This is a genomic window from Rhodoplanes tepidamans (assembly GCF_030813915.1).
GTDB lineage: Bacteria > Pseudomonadota > Alphaproteobacteria > Rhizobiales > Xanthobacteraceae > Rhodoplanes > Rhodoplanes tepidamans.
On record NZ_JAUSUJ010000027.1, the window covers coordinates 17,938 to 34,554 of the forward strand.

General features: G+C 74.0%; 13 protein-coding genes. 9 read left to right on the forward strand and 4 right to left on the reverse strand.

Annotated features, from left to right (window positions below):
- The first annotated feature begins 90 nt into the window (after window positions 1-90).
- From J2S22_RS25270 to J2S22_RS25280, 3 genes are all read left to right on the forward strand, one after another.
- Window positions 91-978, forward strand: a complete 888-nt coding sequence (locus tag J2S22_RS25270) for a hypothetical protein (protein ID WP_272777554.1) — start codon at window positions 91-93, stop codon at window positions 976-978.
- A 160-nt stretch (window positions 979-1,138) separates the two neighbouring features.
- Entirely contained in the window at window positions 1,139-3,589 is a 2,451-nt protein-coding gene (locus J2S22_RS25275) for a glycosyltransferase (protein WP_272777555.1), read from the forward strand.
- Window positions 3,586-5,946, forward strand: coding sequence for a glycosyltransferase family 2 protein (locus J2S22_RS25280; RefSeq protein ID WP_272777556.1), 2,361 nt, complete (start codon window positions 3,586-3,588; stop codon window positions 5,944-5,946). The genes J2S22_RS25275 and J2S22_RS25280 overlap by 4 nt, the downstream gene beginning before the upstream one ends.
- A 9-nt stretch (window positions 5,947-5,955) precedes the next feature.
- Here the strand turns inward: J2S22_RS25280 and J2S22_RS25285 are convergent, their stop codons facing one another.
- Window positions 5,956-7,251 carry a WcaI family glycosyltransferase gene (locus tag J2S22_RS25285; RefSeq protein WP_272777557.1) on the reverse strand — a complete coding sequence of 432 codons (1,296 nt, stop codon included), beginning with the start codon at window positions 7,249-7,251 and terminating at the stop codon, window positions 5,956-5,958.
- Between the two features lie 235 nt (window positions 7,252-7,486).
- Complete coding sequence (locus tag J2S22_RS25290) at window positions 7,487-8,623, reverse strand: glycosyltransferase family 4 protein (RefSeq protein ID WP_272777558.1); 1,137 nt, start codon at window positions 8,621-8,623, stop codon at window positions 7,487-7,489.
- 284 nt (window positions 8,624-8,907) lie between these two features.
- Between J2S22_RS25290 and J2S22_RS25295 the strand changes: the two genes are divergently transcribed.
- From J2S22_RS25295 to J2S22_RS25320, 6 genes are read left to right on the forward strand one after another with little or no spacing between them, the layout of a single operon-like run.
- Complete coding sequence (locus tag J2S22_RS25295) at window positions 8,908-10,218, forward strand: lipopolysaccharide biosynthesis protein (RefSeq protein WP_272777559.1); 1,311 nt, start codon at window positions 8,908-8,910, stop codon at window positions 10,216-10,218.
- Between the two features lie 30 nt (window positions 10,219-10,248).
- A complete protein-coding gene (locus J2S22_RS25300; protein ID WP_272777560.1) occupies window positions 10,249-11,523 on the forward strand; it encodes a glycosyltransferase family 4 protein in 1,275 nt (424 codons plus the stop codon).
- Entirely contained in the window at window positions 11,516-12,853 is a 1,338-nt protein-coding gene (locus J2S22_RS25305) for a hypothetical protein (protein ID WP_272777561.1), read from the forward strand. The genes J2S22_RS25300 and J2S22_RS25305 overlap by 8 nt, the downstream gene beginning before the upstream one ends.
- Window positions 12,850-13,530, forward strand: coding sequence for an acyltransferase (locus J2S22_RS25310; protein ID WP_272777562.1), 681 nt, complete (start codon window positions 12,850-12,852; stop codon window positions 13,528-13,530). Before J2S22_RS25305 ends, J2S22_RS25310 begins: the two co-directional genes overlap by 4 nt.
- Window positions 13,527-14,882 carry an endo-1,3-alpha-glucanase family glycosylhydrolase gene (locus J2S22_RS25315; RefSeq protein WP_272777563.1) on the forward strand — a complete coding sequence of 452 codons (1,356 nt, stop codon included), beginning with the start codon at window positions 13,527-13,529 and terminating at the stop codon, window positions 14,880-14,882. The genes J2S22_RS25310 and J2S22_RS25315 overlap by 4 nt, the downstream gene beginning before the upstream one ends.
- Window positions 14,879-15,493 carry a DapH/DapD/GlmU-related protein gene (locus J2S22_RS25320; RefSeq protein ID WP_272777564.1) on the forward strand — a complete coding sequence of 205 codons (615 nt, stop codon included), beginning with the start codon at window positions 14,879-14,881 and terminating at the stop codon, window positions 15,491-15,493. The genes J2S22_RS25315 and J2S22_RS25320 overlap by 4 nt, the downstream gene beginning before the upstream one ends.
- Here the strand turns inward: J2S22_RS25320 and J2S22_RS25325 are convergent.
- Both J2S22_RS25325 and J2S22_RS25330 read right to left on the reverse strand, forming a co-directional pair.
- Window positions 15,475-15,867, reverse strand: coding sequence for a hypothetical protein (locus J2S22_RS25325; RefSeq protein WP_272777565.1), 393 nt, complete (start codon window positions 15,865-15,867; stop codon window positions 15,475-15,477). The two genes, J2S22_RS25320 and J2S22_RS25325, sit on opposite strands and share 19 nt — an antisense overlap.
- Window positions 15,855-16,607, reverse strand: coding sequence for a hypothetical protein (locus J2S22_RS25330; protein ID WP_272777566.1), 753 nt, complete (start codon window positions 16,605-16,607; stop codon window positions 15,855-15,857). The genes J2S22_RS25325 and J2S22_RS25330 overlap by 13 nt, the downstream gene beginning before the upstream one ends.
- Window positions 16,608-16,617 lie beyond the last annotated feature (10 nt).

The window sequence follows — 16,617 nt, forward strand, 5'->3', positions numbered from 1 at the left end:
CGCCGCGCGCCGGAAGGCGACCGGCCGGACCGCCGGAGGTGGCGGTCCGGCCCGGCGCAATGTTCGGAATCGCAAGGGGAATGGGCTGTCATGGCGGTCGCTAAGGGCCAGAGGAAGCCGGTCGAGATCGGGCGGGGCGTGTTCCTGCTGCGTTACGAGAGCGCCGAGGACGACGCACGGCCGCCGTTCGTCAGGGTCCACGCCGACGGTGCGAATCTGGATCTGGTGCTCGAGCCGGACGCCGGCGAGCCGGTGCTGTGGCAGCCCGGCGCCTGCCTCGTGATCCGTGCCGAGCGGCCCGGGCGCCTCGAGGTGGAGGTGGCGTCGTCCCATCCGAACGGCTCGGTCGCCGCGCGCGTCAAGGTGGAGAAGCTCTCGCAGGGCGACGCGCTGCACGGCGCCGGTCCGATCGGCGGCGCCGGCCAGCCGCTGGCGCTGGACGGGTTCCGGCTGCTCGGCCATGTCGCCGGCATCGGCGACGTGACGGTCGCGGCGGACGAATGGGTGGCCGGCCCGCGGGCGCCGTCGCGCATCGAGGGGATCGCCATCGAATGGCCCGACAAGCCGGCGGGACTCGAGCTGCGTTACGCCGTCAAGTTCGCGGGCGGGCGTGGATCGCAGGCCGGACAGAGCCGGATGACGACGTGCGGCCGGTTCGCCGGCACGCGCGGCCGCGCCCTGCCCCTCAGCGGCATCATCCTGGAGATCGACGGGATGGCGGGCGACGTCGACCTGGCCGTAGAGGCGCTGTTCCTCGGCTCGGCGCCGGTGCGCGCCGGCGGCAAGCGCGTCGCGCTGTCGGGCCCGACCGGCCGCGAGCCGATGGTCGGCCTCCGGGTCAATCTGGTCGAGCGTCGGGCCGTGGTGAGGATGCCCGTGGTCTCGCCGGTGCGGCCGGCGGCCGTGGCCGTCGACGAGCCGGTCGCCCGGCCGAGCGGACGCGTGCGCGTGTTCCGCAGCCCGGCCAAGCAGTCCTGACCGGCCGGATCGCGGGCGGGCCGCCGACGTGCCACCGAACGCCGGATCGTCCCCGCTCCCCGCCCCCGGCCCGGCCGCCCGGTCCCACGTGGCCCGGCATGGCGGGCCGGCTCGCCGCCCCACCCTCTTCGACACGCCACATCACCAGGCGCTGGAGCTGATGGCCGCCCGCGCTCTCGGCGAGGGCGACGACGCCGGGGCCTTCGCGTTCGCCGATCGCCGCTGCCGGATCGCGCCGGCACCGCAGGCGCACAGTTTCCTGCTGCGGGCCGAGGCCGCGCACCGCCTCGGCCTCGGCGCGTGGGCGATCGCCGACTGCCGCCGTGCCCTCGAGCTCGCCCCCGACAACGTGGCCGCCTGCCGCCGCATGCTCGCCTGGAGCAGCGGGCCGGAGCAGTGCCGTGCCGCCCGCCGGCTCCTCGCCCAGGACGAGGACCTCGACGTTCTGCGCAAGGCGCTGGCGATCGTGTGGGCGAGCGGCGACCGCAGCTTCGCCACCGTCGCGGTGCTCGACGACGCGATCCGCGGCTGGGCCGCCTGGCGCTGCGACGCGCCGCTCGAGATCGCGGTCCGCGACGACGCCGGCGGCGAGATGACGGTGTCGCTGCCGGCCGACCCGTTCCACCGGCTGAGCGACGCCGAGACCCGCGCGGTCGTCTTCGACCTCGCCCGGCCGCCCTCCCCGGCTCCGCAGACCATCCTGCTGTCGCTGCGCGGGGAGCCCGTGCATGCGGTACGGGCGGCCGCGACGAGCGTGAGCCGCCGCCCCGCCGGGCTCGCCCGGCCGCGCCCGGAGGAGGCGCGCCCGTCCCTGCGCGTGTTCGCCGGCGAGACCCGGCCGACCGTCGTGATCGTGCCGGTCTACAAGGACTTCGAGGCGACGCGCCTGTGCCTCGACCAGCTGCTGCCGGAGCTCGGCGGGCCGGTGCGCGCCGTCGTGGTGAACGACGCCAGCCCGGACCCGCGCATCCGCAAGCATCTCGCCGCGATCGCCGCCGCGCCGTCGCTGGAGCTCGTCGAGAACGCGTGCAATCTCGGCTTCGTCGGCGCCGTGAACCGCGTTCTCGAGCGGATCGTCGACGAGGACGTGGTGCTGCTCAACGCCGACACCGTGGTGCCGCCCGGCTTCCTCGACCGGCTCGCGGCGGCGGCGTACGCCGCGCCCGGCATCGGCACCGCGATGCCGCTCTCCAACAACGGCGAGTTCGCGAGCTTCCCGGTGCCGAACGAGGTCAATCCGCTGCCCGCCGTCGAGGAGATCCTGCGACTCGACGCGCTCGCCGCGGAGGCGAACGGCGGCGTGGTGGTCGACGTGCCGAGCGGCATCGGGTTCTGCCTGTACGTCACGGCGGCCTGCGCCCGCGCGGTCGGCCCGCTGCACGACCGCTTCCATCGCGGCTATCTCGAGGACGTCGACTACTGCCTGCGGGCGCGCGCCCTCGGCTTCCGCAACGTGTGCGTCCCGTCCGTCTTCGTCGGGCATGCCGGGTCGCGCTCGTTCCAGGAGGAGAAGCGCTCGCTGGTGCTGCGCAATCTCGACATCCTCGACACCCGCTTCCCGTTCTATCGCGCCGAATGCCTCGCCTTCGTGGAGGCGGATCCGCTGCGCGGGGCGCGCGGCCGGCTCGAGGCGGCGGCGCTCGACGCCACTCATCCCGTGGTGATCGTCGGGGGCGGCGGGGCGCTCGGCGAGATCGCCCGCGCCCGCGGCCGCCGGGCCCTCGCGGCCGGCGAGAGCGCGCTCGTGCTGACGGTGGCGCCGTCGCGCCGCGGCACCGTCGCGGCCCTCGCCCATCCGGCCGACGCATTGCCCCAGTCGCTGCGGTTCGGGCTCGACACCGAGGACGGGCGCGCCGCGCTCGACGCGCTGCTGCGGCGCCTGCGTCCGGCCCGCATCGAGATCGTCGACATCCGCGCCGTGTCGCAGGGGTTGCTCGACCTGATCACGACTCTCGGCGCACCGCTCGACGTCGTCGTCGCCGACGGAACGCTGCGGCACATGGCGGAGTGCCGCGAGGTCGTCGCGCGAGCCGCCCGGATCGTCGCGCCCGACGCCGATGCCGAACGGTTCGCGCAGCGGCTCGTCGATCGTCCCGTCGTGCGCGATCCGGTGCGCCGCAGCGCGGCGGAGGCCGCGGCTTCGGTGCCCCCGGTCCTGCGTCCCCGCTCCGCCCCGGACGATGCGAGCACGGCCGCGCCGCGGCTCGGCATCGTTTCGGGGCGCGGCGACGCCGGCGAGTACCGGCTGCTGCGCGCCGTCGCCGACGTGCTGCGCCGGACCGCGCCGGCCGCCCGCATTGTGGTTCTGGGCGGCACGCTCGACGACATCGGCCTGCTGCGCCTCGGCACCGTGTTCGTCACCGGCCCGGTGACGCCGGACGAGCTCGACCGGATGATCGAGGCGCATCGCCTGACGCACGTGCTCGCCGGCATCGGCGCGCCGCTGTTCGGGCACCCGCTGATCGCGCGTGCCCGCACCGCTGCGCGGCCGGTCGCCTTTCCCGACTGGTCGGAGGCCGCGGTGGCGGCCCGCGGCGGCGATCTCCCGCTCGACCCGCGGCTCCCCGACGACGCCGTGGCGGAACGCCTGCGCGATTGGATGATGCCGTGACCGCGATCAGCGCCGCCAGACGCAGCGAACCGACCGCCGCCCCGTTCGACGGCCGGCTCGACCGGGTCGACGAACGCCTGTTCTCCGGCTGGGCGCTCGACCGCGGCGATCCGGGCCGCCGGCTGGTCGTCGAGCTGCTGATCGACGGCGTCGCGGTGGCGAGCATGCGGGCCGACCTGCCGGTCGAGGATCCGGCGGCGCGGACGGACGGCGACGGCAGCTGCGGCTTCGTCTTCGCGCCGTCCCTCGCTGCGCTCGCCGACGCCCGCCGCGTCGAGGTGCGGCTCGCCAATCTCGACATCCGGATCGGCGAGCCGGTCGCGCTCGACGCGGCGTTCGGGCCGAGCCCGGCGACGACCGGCGCGGGCGGCGTGCGCTGGCTCGGCGGCCTGCGCTTCTCCGGATGGATCGCGCCGAACCCCGAGGACGCCTTCGAGGTCTTCGTCGAGGTCGACGGCGAGCCGATCACCACCGTGACGGCGACCGGCTGGACCCAGTCGCCGGCCGCGCCCGACGACCGCCGGCCGGTGCGCGCCTTCCAGGCTCACCTCCCCGAGCGGTTCGCCGACGGCACGGTCCACCGCCTCGTCGTCACCGGGCCGGACGGGATCGACTTTCCCGAATGCCCGCTCGCCTTCGTCGCCTTTCCGGACGGCCTCGCCCGCACGCTCGACGGCCTCGCGGCCCTGGAGAGCGAGCGGATTCGCGGCGAGCTGTTCGACCGGCTGATCCCGGCCTCGCTGCCGACGAGCGCCTATGCGGAGTGGCGGGAGCGCTTTCCGCTCGCCGCACCCGAGCCGATCGCGGTGCCGCTCGCCATCGTCATGGTGGGGCCCGGCGACGTCGACGCGACGCTGGCGAGCCTCGGGCCCCAGAGCCACGCCGACTGGATCGCCGGGGCGATGCCGGCGCTCGCCGAGCCGGCCGCCTTCGAGGCGGAGGCACTGCGGGCCTTCCTGTCCGACGACGCCCGCGAGGCGAGCCACGTGGTGTTCGTGCCGGCCGGCGCCGCGCTGGCGCCGACGGCGCTCGCCCGCTTCGCCGCCGCGGTGCGCGAGGCACCGGACGCGCCGGCGGTCTACTGCGACTTCGACCTGCGCGCCCGCGACGGCACGCTCTGGCCGCTGGCGCTGCCGGCCTTCGACTACGAGCGCATGCTCGAGCAGGGTTACGGCGCCTATCTGTTCGCGACCGACCGCCGGCGCGCCCTGCGCGCCGCCGCGGCGGGCGCCGCCTCGCTGTTCCGCCTGTTCAACGCGACGCTGGACGACGACGCCGCGGCGGCCGGCCGGATCGTGCATCTGCCCGGCGCGGCGGCGACGATGCCGGCGCCGGTCGTGCCGTCGCCCCGGGCGCTGCTCGCCGCCACGACGGCCCATCTGCGCGCTCGCGGCACCCGGGCCGAGGTGACGCCGGGCCGCGGCGCGTTGCTCCCCTGCGTGCACGTGATCCGCAAGGCCGCCGAGACCGACGTCACCGTGATCGTGCCGACGCGCGACCGCCACGACCTGCTGCGCCGCTGCCTCGATTCAATCGCCCCGGCGGTGGCGCGCGCGAACGGCCGTATCCTGGTGCTCGACAACGAGACGAGCGATCCGGCGACCCTGGACTATCTGGCCGGCCTGCCGTCGCGCCACGTCGCGGTGATGCGGATCACGGGGCCGTTCAACTTCGCCCGGCTCAACAATATCGCCGTGGCGGCGAGCGGCGGCCCCCATCTGTGCCTGCTCAACGACGACGTCGAGGCGCGCGACGCCGACTGGCTGGGCGAGATGCTGTCGCGCCTCGCCGATCCCACGGTCGGGGCGGTCGGCGCGCTACTGTCGTGGCCGAGCGGCGTCGTGCAGCACGGCGGGATCGTGCTCGGCCCCGCCTTCCGGGCCGCGCACGCCTTCCACGACAGGCTCGACGGCGACCCCGGCTACGGCGATCTCCTGCGGGTCGCGCACGACTGCAGCGCCGTCACGGCGGCCTGCCTGCTCACCCGGCGGGCCGACTGGGAGGCGGTCGGCGGCATGGACGAGATCGCCTTCCCGGTGAACTTCAACGATGTCGACTACTGCCTGAAGCTGCGCGCCGCCGGCCGCCGCATCGTGATGACGCCGCACGCCCGCCTGTGGCACCGGGAGTCGTCGAGCCGGGGCCGCGACGACCGCCCCGACCGCGCCGCCCGCTACGAGCGGGAGCTGCGCATGCTGCGCTCCCGCTGGGGCGAGGCGCTCGCCGCCGACCCGTTCTACAGTCCGGTGCTGTCGCTCGATCCGGTTCCGTACGCGGCGCTGGCCTGGCCGCCGCGCGACCGGCGGGCGCGCACGGCGCAGGCGCCGGTGCCGGCCGATATGCCGGACGGCTTCTGAGGCCGGCGCTCAACCGCCGGGAGGGCCGCCGCGCACCTCGCCCAGGGCGGACGACACCTGCGGGCCGCCCGCCCGCGCCGCACGGCCGAGGCTCGCGAAGGCCTCGTCGAGACCGGCCATGATGGCGCCGCGATCCCATGCGCGCTCGGCCCGCTGCCGGGCGCCGGCGCCGAGCTCGGCGCGCAGCCCGGAATCGGCGGCGAGCGTCCTGACGGCCGCGACCAGGTCGTCGACATTCCCGGGGCGCGTCACCAGCCCGGCCCCTTCGGCCTCGCAGGCGATGCCGGTTCCGGGCTCGGCCATCACCACCACGGGACGGCCCGACGCGAGCATGCCGGAGAGCTTCGACGGCAGCACCAGATCGGCCGCCTCGGGCCGCTGCGGCATCAGGTGGATGTCGGCGGTGGCGAGCAGCTCGGACAGCCGCTCGGCCGGCTGCAGGTCGAGAAAGCGGAGATTCTCCAGCCCCTCCCCCAGCCGCTGCAGATCCTCGCGATGCGGACCGTTGCCGCACAGCACGAAGCGGATGTGCGGATCGGTCGCCTGCAGGGCAGCGGCCGCCGCGACCACCAGGTCGAGGCCCTGCTTGTGCGACATCGCGCCCGAATACAGCGCCACCACGTCGGACGGGCCGAGGCCGAGCTCGGCGCGGAGCCGGGTGTCGCGCGCGCCCGGGCGGATCGCCGCGACGTCGACCCAGTTGCGCAGCTCGTAGAGCCGGTGGCGCGGCACGCCCTTCTGCTCCAGCCGCGCGATCATCTGGGGCGAGATGGTCGACACCCGGTCGAACACCCCGAGGATCCCACGCTCGACCACCAGCATGGCGCGCCGCAGGCCACCGTCCTTCAGCAGGCCGAGCCCGAAGGCGGCGTCGATCTCCAGATCCTGCAGATGGAGCCAGGCGGTCGCCCCGCACATCCGGGCCGCCAGCGCGGCGATCGGGGCCGAGAGCAGCGACGGCGCCACGGCGAACACGATGTCGGGCCGCCACGACAGCGCCGCCGACGCCAGCGGCAGCGCGCTCGACGCCGCGAAGGAGGCGTGATGCAGCAGGCGCCTGGCCCCCGACGGCCGCGCCGGCACGTAGATGGGCGCGCGCACCAGCGACACGCCGTTGCGCCGCTCACGGCGGTAGAGCCGGACGCGATGCGCCGCCGGCGTGTGCCACGCCGGATAGTAGGGGGGCGCGGTGACGACCCGCACCTCGTGGCCGAAGCCGGCGAGGCTCTCGCAGAGCTCGGTGTTGTACTTCGGCACGCCGATCAGGTCGGGCGCATAGTTGATGCCGCATACCAGGATACGCATGGGGATCGGTTCCGGTCTCGCCTGTGGCTGGGAGCGCGGCGCCGGCGCTCTCCGCCCGCCGCGGCGCTCGCGTCCGGGGCCGCACGGCGGCCGGCGCGCTCGTCGTGCCGATGCGGCGCGACGAATTATGTTATAGTCTCGTTACTACCATAACGATGATGATATCGCAACCATGGCCCGGCCGGGCGCCCCCGGCCGGACACGGCCGCTGGGCGCGGAGCCTGTCCGAGCGGCGTCACTCCGCCGTGCCGGCGCCGGGCGGCGGCGCCGGCAGATCGGCATCCTCGCCGCGCAGCAGCGCGAGCAGACCGGCTTCGGCGTCCCGCGCGGCCGCCCGGATCGCGGCGAAGCGCGCCGCCGCGGCGGCCGCGACGGCGCCCTGCCCCCCGGCGCGGTGGCGGTCGAGCAGCGAGAGCGCGAACGGCACCGCCTCGTCGACGAAGATCGCGGCGGAGCGCGCCACGAGCGAGCCGGAGCCGGCCATGTCGCCGGCGATGCAGCCTCGCGCGACGGTCGCGACCGGCACGCCGTGGGCGAGCGCCTCGAGCAGCACGGTCGGCTGTGCCTCGTTGACGTAGTCGGTGGGGAAGACGAGCAGCGACAGGCCGGACAGGAAGCGGTCCTTGTCGGCGCCGTACACCGGCCCGATCCAGGTGATCCGGCCGGGAAAACGCGCGGCCGCCGCATCCAGATAGGCCGCGACCGCATCCGAGCCGGCCGGGCCGGCGATCACGGCCTCCACGTCGGCGCCGCGCGCGAGCAGCGCCTCGACGAGCGCAATGCAGCCCCGGATGCCCTTCTCGAAGGTGATGTTGCTGAGGTAGCCGAGACGGAACCGGGCAGCGTCGCGGACACCCGGCACCGGCCCGGTGGCGACGGCGGCGGCGTTCGGCAGGATGTGGCTGCGCACCTCGCCGTAGCGTGCGACGAAGCCGTCCCGCATGGCGCCGCACAGGAACAGATGGACGGTGCGGCGGCGCGGCGCCGCCATGACGAGAAGCCGCATCGGCAGGCTGCCGCGGTTCACGTAGGCGAAGGAGTGATGCGAGAGGGCGATCGTGCGCGTCCCGCGCAGCCGGGCGACCAGCACGCAAGCGGCGTCGAGAAGCAGGCCGAGCCCGCCGTCCAGCACCACCACCATGGCCTCCCGCCGCGGGCCGCGCAGCAGCCGTCCCATGACACCGATCGCCGCGAGAAGCTTGTCGCGATAGCCGCGCAGGCCGTCGCGATCGTCGCGCCCGGGCAGGGCCAGCACCTCGACGCCGGCCGGGCCGAGCAGGTCCCGCAGATGCGCCGAATAAGCGGTCTGGCCGGTGAGCGGCGGCGCGAACGGCGCCACCAGGGCGATCGGCATCGCCCTGGACCGCTTCATCGGGGCGAACATCCGCACGACGACATCCGCACCACGAAAATGATATTCTCTTCACCTGACGGCATCACGCGATCGGCCGGACGTTTGTAACGGAGGGCTCGCATGTCGTATACTGACATAACATATCATGGCGACCACATGACAGCCGACGTCGCGTTCCCGTTCCCCGCGTGCCGCCCCGCCGAGCCCCTCTCCGGCCGGCGTGTCGCCCGTCCGTCGGCGCCGTCCTGGCCGGGTGCGGTCGCGCGCGGCCGGCCGGCACGCCGGACCGGGCGACGCCGGCCATGAGCCTGCGGCGGCGGACCGTCGACAACACCGTCGCGAACATCGTCGGCGTCGGGCTGACGGCGCTCGCCCAGCTCGCCACCGTGCCGGTGCTGTCCGCCGCCTGGGGCATCGCCGGCTTCGGCACCTGGCTGATGCTGGCGACGATTCCGACCTGGCTCGCGCTCGGCGACTTCGGCTTCGGCACCGCCGCCACGGCCGAGATGATCGCCGCCGCCGCCCGCGGCGAGCGCGCCCGCGTGGTCGCGGTGTTCCAGTCGGTGCTGCTGCTGACCCTGCTGGCGGCGGCCACCGCCGTCGCGCTGGCGAGCCCGCTCCTCGTCGCCGACCGCCTGCCCGGGCTGCCCGGCTGGGCGGCCGCGCACGGGCCCGCCGTCGCGGTCCTGGTGGCCTATGCGGCCGCCGCCCTGGTGTCGCGCCTGTTCCTCGCCGCCCTGCGGGCCAGCGGCCACTATGCCTCGGCGACGATCGCCTTCGAGACCGCCACCTGCCTCGAATGCCTCGCGATGCTGGGGGCTGCCCTGCTGGGGGCCGACCATCTCGGCTGCGCCCTCGTGCTGCTCGGGTGCCGCGCGGTCATGACCGCGGCCTTCGCGGCCCTGCTGACGCACCGCGTCCCCGATCTGCGGCCCGGTCTCGCCCATGCCTCGGCGGCGGACCTGCGCCGGCTGCTGTCGCCGGCGGTCGCCACCCTCGCCTTCCCGATCGCCTTCGCGGTCAACATCCAGGGCATGACGCTGGTCGCCGGCACCGTGCTGTCGCCGGTCGCCGTGGCGGTGCTGGAGCCGGTGCGCACCGCGAGCCGTGTCGCCATCCAGGTCACCGGCGCCGTCAACCGCGCCACCATGCCGGAGTTCGCCGCCGCGACGGCGCGCGGCGATCACGCCGCCGTCCGCAAGCTCGTCGCCGTCAATGTCGGCGTCGCCGCCGGCGTTCTGCTGCCCGGTGCCGCCGCCTTCGTGCTGCTCGGGCGGACCGTGGTGGAGATCTGGTCGGGCGGCCGGATCGTGCCGGAAGCCGGCTTCGTGCTGCTGATGGGCATCGCCATGCTGATCCACGGGCTGTGGCACTTCACCGCGAACCTGCTGCTCGCCGTCAACGCCCATGCCGACTTCGCCCGCGTGCTGGTGGCGAGCGCCCTCGTCTCGGTCGCCGCGGCGGTGCCGGCGGCGCACCTGTTCGGCCTCGACGGCATCGCCGGCACGGTGCTGCTGTCCGAGAGCCTGTGCCTGCTCGGCGTCTGCCACGCGGTCGACCGCAGCGGGCTCGCGAAGGCCTGGGCCCCGGCCCGCGCCGTGCCGGCCCCCTGATCCGAACCAGCGAGCACCGCGGCGATGCGAATGGACTCTCCATCGAGGCTCGAAGCGACGGCGCGGCCGGTGCGGCCGATCGGCGTGTTCCATCCCGGCACCCAGCACTCGTGGCAGACGGCGCGCGCCCTGCAGGACGTGTCCGACCTCGGCTGGTACGCCACCTCGATCTTCTGGATTCCGAAGCGCTTTCCCTACCGCGTCGTGCCCTGGCTGCCCGGGCCGCTGCGCCGCCGCGTGGAGGCGGAGCTGCGCCGCTTCCATCACCCCGCCCTCGATCCGCAGCTGGTGCGCACCCACAACGGCCCCGAATGGGCGATGCGGCTCGCCGCCCGCGCCGGCCTGCGCCGGCTCGCCGCCCGCTTCCAGGCGCGCAGCAACACCGACTTCGCCCGGCCGGTCACCCGCCTGCTGGCGCGGGAGCCGGTTCGCGCCGTGTGGGGCTACGACCTCTCCTCCCTCGAGGTGTTCCGCGCCGCCAGGGCGGCCGGCGTGACGACCATCCTGGACCGCACCATCGGCCATCCGGCCACGTACAACCGCGTGATGGAGGAGGTCTACGACGCGTATCCGGCGTTCTTCCGCTCGCCCGACTGGCGCATCGACCAGGCGACCATCGACCGCGCCGACGCGGAGCACGCGCTCGCCGACCGCATCCTGGTCGGATCCGACTTCTGCGCGGCGACGCTGCGGGAGGCCGGCCCCGCCGCGGTCGATCCGGCCCGGATCGAGGTCGTCGCCTACTGCTTCGACGATCACTTCTTCGCCGCGGCGCGCCGGCCGCTGCGCCGCCCGGAGCGGCCGATCCGGTTCCTGTTCACCGGGCTCGCCGGTCCGCGCAAGGGCATCCACCTCGTCCTCGAGGTGTTCGCCAAGATCCCGCGCTCCGCGGCGAGCCTGACCATCCTGGGCGAGATGCAGGTGCCGCCGGAGACCTTCGCCCGCTTCGCCGACCGGGTGGAGCATCATCCGACCGTCGCCCGCCGGGACGTCGCCCGCTTCATGGCGGAGGCCGACTGCCTCCTCTTCCCGAGCTACTTCGAGGGCGCCGGGCTGGTGCTCTACGAGGCGCTGGCGAGCGGGCTCGGCATCATCCAGTCGCGCAACGCCGCCGTCGTCCTGCCCGAGGACTCGGAGCTGCTGATGCGCGCGCTGTCCGAGGACGAGCTGATGCGCTGCGTCACCGCCGTGATCGAGCGGCCGCTGCTGCTGGAGCAGCAGCGCGCCGAGGGGCTCGCGGCGGTGCCGGCCTACACCTACGACGCCTATCGGGCGCGGGTCGCGGAGATCGCCGGCCGTGTATGACCTGCACCTCCTGTTCACGCTCGCCGTCTGGGCGGCGCTGTGCCTGCTGTTCGTCAACAGCCGCTGCGCCTCGATCTTCCATCCGATCGCCTACTATCTCGCCTTCCACGGGCTCGTCTTCGTGGTGCGGCCGTTCTTCCAGCACTATCTGGAGCTGAACTCGGTCTACGCGCTGTATCGCTTCTGGCCGGACCCGGAGGTGAAGCACGTCACGCTGCTGATCGCCAATCTCGGGCTCGCGAGCTTCTTCCTCGGCGCGATGTGGACCGGCAACCTGCCGATGCGGTTCCCGACCGCGGAGCAGCAGGACGCGCAGGACCGCCGCGGCCCCCTGCTGATCGTCACCCTGCTGCTCGTCTCGCCGCTGATCCTGATGTCGATGCGCTACGCGCTGAGCATCAATTTCGGCGAGTACGACCTGCGCAACATGGTGCGCGACGCCTCGACGTTCCGCACCCTCTACACCGACACCTCGGCCTACATCGCCGACGCCAACCTCATGCTCGGCGCGCTCGGCGTCGCCATCGCCTGGGCCTACCGGTTCCGGCCGGTGGCGCTGCTGCCGTTCGTCGCCTTCGTGGCCCTGCGGCTGACCATCGGCTGGATGCGGCACAGCTTCGTCCTGATGACGATCGCGCTCGCGCTGCTGTTCCTGTTCGACCGGCGACGCCGATGGCCGGCGCCCTGGATGGTCGCGGTCGGACTCGCCGGCGCCGTGATGTTCAGCGCGCTGTCGGAGCACCGCAGCCTGGTCGCCGAGTGGATCACGGGCGAGGTCACCCGCGCCCGCGTCGTCACCGAGCGGGCCCACTTCTTCGACGGACTCGACTTCGCCAATCTCGAGTTCGTCGAGTACATCGTCACCATCGTCCCCGGCCAGACCAAGACGTTCAACTACTTCTCGAACAGCCTCGAGGTGCTCACCGCCCCGATCCCGCGGGCACTGTGGCCCGAGAAGCCGACCGGCTCGCCGATCAGCTTCTACAACATCAACAACTACGGATACCCGATCGGCATCACGTTCACGGTGGTCGGCGAGGGCTGGCAGTCGCTCGGCTATGCCGGCGTCGTCGTCTGGTGCCTGCTGGGCGGACTCCTGTGGGGCGGCGCCTACCGCCTGTTCGTCGCCAACGTCACGTCGACCTTCGCCACCCTGTACTACCTGCTGGTGCTTCCGGTCTCGCTGATGTGGTTCCGCGACGGCGTGCTGATCACCCTGGTGCAGTTTCCGCTCTCCTTCGTCGCGCCGATCCTGCTGTGCCAGCTCCTCGGCCGGGTGGTCCGCCCGCGCACCGGCGCGGCCGCACCGGTCCTGCGGTCGCCCCGATGAGGCGCGGGCTCCCCGGCATCGTCGCGCAGCTGCTGCTGTGGCCGCTGCCCTGGCGGCTACGGCGCGCCGTGCTCCGCCGCGGGCTCGGCTTCCGGATCGAGGACGGAGCCCGGATCGGCTTCTCGGTCGTCTGCGCCGGCGCGGTGCGGCTCGGCGCCTTCAGCCGCATCGGCCACCTCACCCTCGTCCGCGACCTCGCGCGGCTCGAGCTCGGCGAGCACGCCGTGATCGGCAATCTCAACAAGATCGCCGGGGTGCCACGCGACGCCGCCGGCGCGTTCGGCGACGAGCCCGACCGCGATCCCTCGCTGGTGATCGGACGCCACGCCGCCATCACCAACTCGCACCTGATCGACTGCACCAACCGGGTCGAGATCGGCGCCTTCGCGACCGTCGCCGGCTGGGGCACGCAGATCCTCACCCACGGGATCGACATCGCCGCCTGCCGGCAGCGCTCCGCTCCGGTGACGGTCGGCCCCTACGGCTTCGTCGGCACCCGCTGCGTGCTGCTCAAGGGTGCCGTGCTGCCGGAACGCTCGGTGCTGGCGGCCGGCTCGGTGCTCGGCCGCGCCGAGACGCAGTCTTGCATCCTCTACTCGGGCGTGCCGGCCGGCCCGGTGAAGCCGCTCGATCCGGCCTCGCTGTATTTCTCCCGAACCGTCGGACGCGTCGCATGAGCACGCGCCGGCGTCTCGGGACGATCCTGGCGGCGCTCGCGGTCACGATCGCTGCGCCGGCGGGCGCCGACGCCGGCGAGGCGCCGCCGCGTCTGGTCCTCGCCCACTACATGGCGTGCTGCCCGCGCTCCGGCCTGGAGGCGACCGTCGCCGACCTCTCGGCCGAGATCGCGGCGGCCCGCGCCGCCGGCATCGACGGGTTCTCGATCAACTTCGGCGCCTACGCGGCGGAGCCGCACTATCCGCGCATCATCGCGCGCCTGTTCGAGGCCGCTGCGGCGTTTCCAGACTTCCATCTCGTCCTCTCCTTCGACCAGATGGACGTCGCGGATTCGATCCCTGTCGCAGAACGCTATGCGGACCATCCGAGCTCGCTCACGCAACACGGCGCGCTCGTCGTCTCGGGCTTCGGCCTGACTCCGCGCTGGGCCGAGACCTTCTCGGCCGGGATGCGCGAGCGCGGCATTCCGGTCCGCCTGGTCCCGAACCTGCTGCCGGCGCGCGGCGGCCTGTGGGCGCGGATCAGCGGCGCGACGGCGTCCGGCTTGCGTCACACGCTCGACGCGACGCCGGCGCTCGCCGGGCTGTTCACGTTCGGCGCCGGCCGGCCCTACGACGAACTGGAGACGGAGCTGCGGGACGCCGCCGCGCTGCTGGCCCGGCGCAGCCGGATCCACATGGCCGGCATCTCGCCCGGCTATCGCGGCCTCGGCGGCAATGCGCGGGTGTTCGAGAACGACGGCTTCGAGGGCATGCGCCGCCTGTGGCGGGCCGCGATCGAGTCCGGGACTCCGTGGGTGCAGCTCGTCACCTGGAACGACTGGAACGAGGCGACCTATCTGCAGCCCTTCGCGTCGCCGTTTGCCACCGTCTGGCGCGATCACCCGGCCTGGCAGCGGCTGCCGGACCACGGCGGATTCCTCGCCGCGAGCCGGTGGTACATCGACTGGTTCAAGAACGGGCGGCCGCCGCCGATCGGGCGCGACCGGCTGTTCTACTTCTACCGGCCGCACCTCGAGGACGCCGAGGGCGTCGTCGACTTCGCACCGGAGACGCGCGGCCGCCCACGCTTCGCCGACACGCTCGTCGACCGCGTGCATGTCGCGACCTTCCTCGCCGCGCCGGCCGACGTCACCGTCACGGTCGGCGACCGATCGCAGACCACGCGCGTGCCGGCCGGCGCCGGCGCGGTGTCGGTCCCCATGGCAATCGGCGACGTGGCAGTCGAGCTGCGCCGCCCCGGCGCCGCGCCGCTGCGCGCCGTCCTGCCGGTGCCGATCGGCCGCACCGCCCTGCCCGGCAACTTCGACACGCTGTCGGGCGAAGTCACGTTCGGGGAGAGCCCGCGATGACGCCCGTCCCGCTCCGCCGCAGCGCCGCACCGCTCGACGCCGCGGCCGCCCGGCCGCTCGACGGCGGCCCGAGCTTCGGCCTGCGCAATCGCGCCTTCCGGGCCGCATGGGGCTTGGCGTGGCTTCTGCTGGCGCGGTGGACGCCGCCGCCCCTGCACGGCTGGCGCCGCCTCGTCCTGCGGGCCTTCGGAGCCCGGATCGCGCCCGGCGCCCGCATCTACGGCTCGGTGCGGATCTGGTACCCGCCGCACCTGTCGGTCGGCCGCAACGCGGTGATCGGCCCGGGCGTGACCTGCTACAGCCAGGCTCCGATCACGGTGCACGACCGCGCCGTGGTCTCGCAGGGCGCCCATCTGTGCACCGGCAGCCACGACGTCGCCGATCCGCATTTCCAGCTCGTCACCGAGCCGATCGTGATCGGCGCCCGCGCCTGGATCGCCGCCGAGGCGTTCGTCGGCCCCGGCGTGACGATCGGCGACGGCGCCGTGCTCGGGGCGCGCGGCGTCGCCTTCCGGGACCTCGCGCCGTGGACCGTGTACGCCGGCAATCCCGCGCGGCCGCTGCGCGCCCGGGTGCTGCGCGACGCCGACGGTCAGCGCTGCTCGGAATAGACGTAGCGGGTGATCTCGGTGCCGGTGCCGATGCCGATCACGGCGTCCCGGCGCGTCAGTCCCGGCACCTCCACGCGGGTGCAGCGCTCGGTGCGGTGGAGACAGACCCGGACCTTGATCACCTTCGGACAACGGTTCTCGACGCTGACGATGTGATCGAACAGGTTCGGGTTGACGGCGCGCCCGCGCGCGATGGTCTCGACGTCGAGGCAGATCCGGCCGATCGAATCCTTGCTGGCGATGCCGTCGCGCTCGGCGACGACCTTGGGCCGCGGCATCGGCGCGAGCTGGCCGGCGGCGACCGTGACGCCTGCGAGCGTCGCCGCCACCGCCAGCCCGAGAACCGCGACGCGCACCTGTTTCAGCGGGTCCACGGCCGGTCCTCCCGCGGCGCGCGTCCGGGCAGGTCGATCGCGTAGCCCATCGCGTCCAGCGACCGCGCGAACCCCTTCCGGCTCTCCTCGCTCACTCCGGCGAGGCGCGGCACGAGCCGGTCGCGCACCGCCCAGCCGGCACCGGTCAGCACGGCCGGCATCTCGGGAAAGCGCGAGTTCACCAGCAGCGCGAACTCCTGCGGCACCCGCTCCTGCAGATCGGGCGAAAGCTGAGGGAAGACGGCGAGCGCGAGCCGGATGCGGCGCACGGCGATCCATCCCTCCGCCGGGCCGAGGTCGTAGGAGCGAAGGAGAAGCGGGAGATTCTCGGGCGTGTAGCCCTCGACCGTGTTGCGGTACCAGAACAGCGACAGCCACAGATACGGATCGGTCGGCATCGTCGCCAGCGCCCGCTCCAGAAGGCGGCCGAGCGTGGCGAGCCGCTCGTCCATCGCGCTCCGGCGCCCGTCGCGCATCGCCGTTTCGGCCTGATGCAGCGTGATCACGACGGCGCCGCGCAGCGCGGCGGGCCGCGGGAGGGTGTCGGCCTCGACGGCGGCGATGCGCGGTGCGAGCGCCTCCAGATCCTCGGTCCGGAAGGTCTCGCCGCGCAGCACCGTCTCGGCGAGGTCGTCGAGGTCGGTCGGCAGCCTGCCGCTCGCCAGCATGGTGCCGGACCAGCCGAGCCCGACGATCGCGAGGAGGACCAGAACGGCCCGGCACCACGGCACCGCCATCATTCCCGTGCCA

What these genes read in the sequence shown, in the direction of transcription:
- J2S22_RS25270 (WP_272777554.1), top strand. Translation starts at nt 91, where the DNA reads ATGGCGGTCGCTAAGGGCCAGAGGAAGCCGGTCGAGATCGGGCGGGGC.
- J2S22_RS25275 (WP_272777555.1), top strand. Translation starts at nt 1,139, where the DNA reads ATGGCCGCCCGCGCTCTCGGCGAGGGCGACGACGCCGGGGCCTTCGCG.
- J2S22_RS25285 (WP_272777557.1), bottom strand. Translation starts at nt 7,251, where the DNA reads ATGCGTATCCTGGTATGCGGCATCAACTATGCGCCCGACCTGATCGGC.
- J2S22_RS25290 (WP_272777558.1), bottom strand. Translation starts at nt 8,623, where the DNA reads ATGAAGCGGTCCAGGGCGATGCCGATCGCCCTGGTGGCGCCGTTCGCG.
- J2S22_RS25295 (WP_272777559.1), top strand. Translation starts at nt 8,908, where the DNA reads ATGAGCCTGCGGCGGCGGACCGTCGACAACACCGTCGCGAACATCGTC.
- J2S22_RS25300 (WP_272777560.1), top strand. Translation starts at nt 10,249, where the DNA reads ATGGACTCTCCATCGAGGCTCGAAGCGACGGCGCGGCCGGTGCGGCCG.
- J2S22_RS25310 (WP_272777562.1), top strand. Translation starts at nt 12,850, where the DNA reads ATGAGGCGCGGGCTCCCCGGCATCGTCGCGCAGCTGCTGCTGTGGCCG.
- J2S22_RS25315 (WP_272777563.1), top strand. Translation starts at nt 13,527, where the DNA reads ATGAGCACGCGCCGGCGTCTCGGGACGATCCTGGCGGCGCTCGCGGTC.
- J2S22_RS25320 (WP_272777564.1), top strand. Translation starts at nt 14,879, where the DNA reads ATGACGCCCGTCCCGCTCCGCCGCAGCGCCGCACCGCTCGACGCCGCG.
- J2S22_RS25330 (WP_272777566.1), bottom strand. Translation starts at nt 16,607, where the DNA reads ATGATGGCGGTGCCGTGGTGCCGGGCCGTTCTGGTCCTCCTCGCGATC.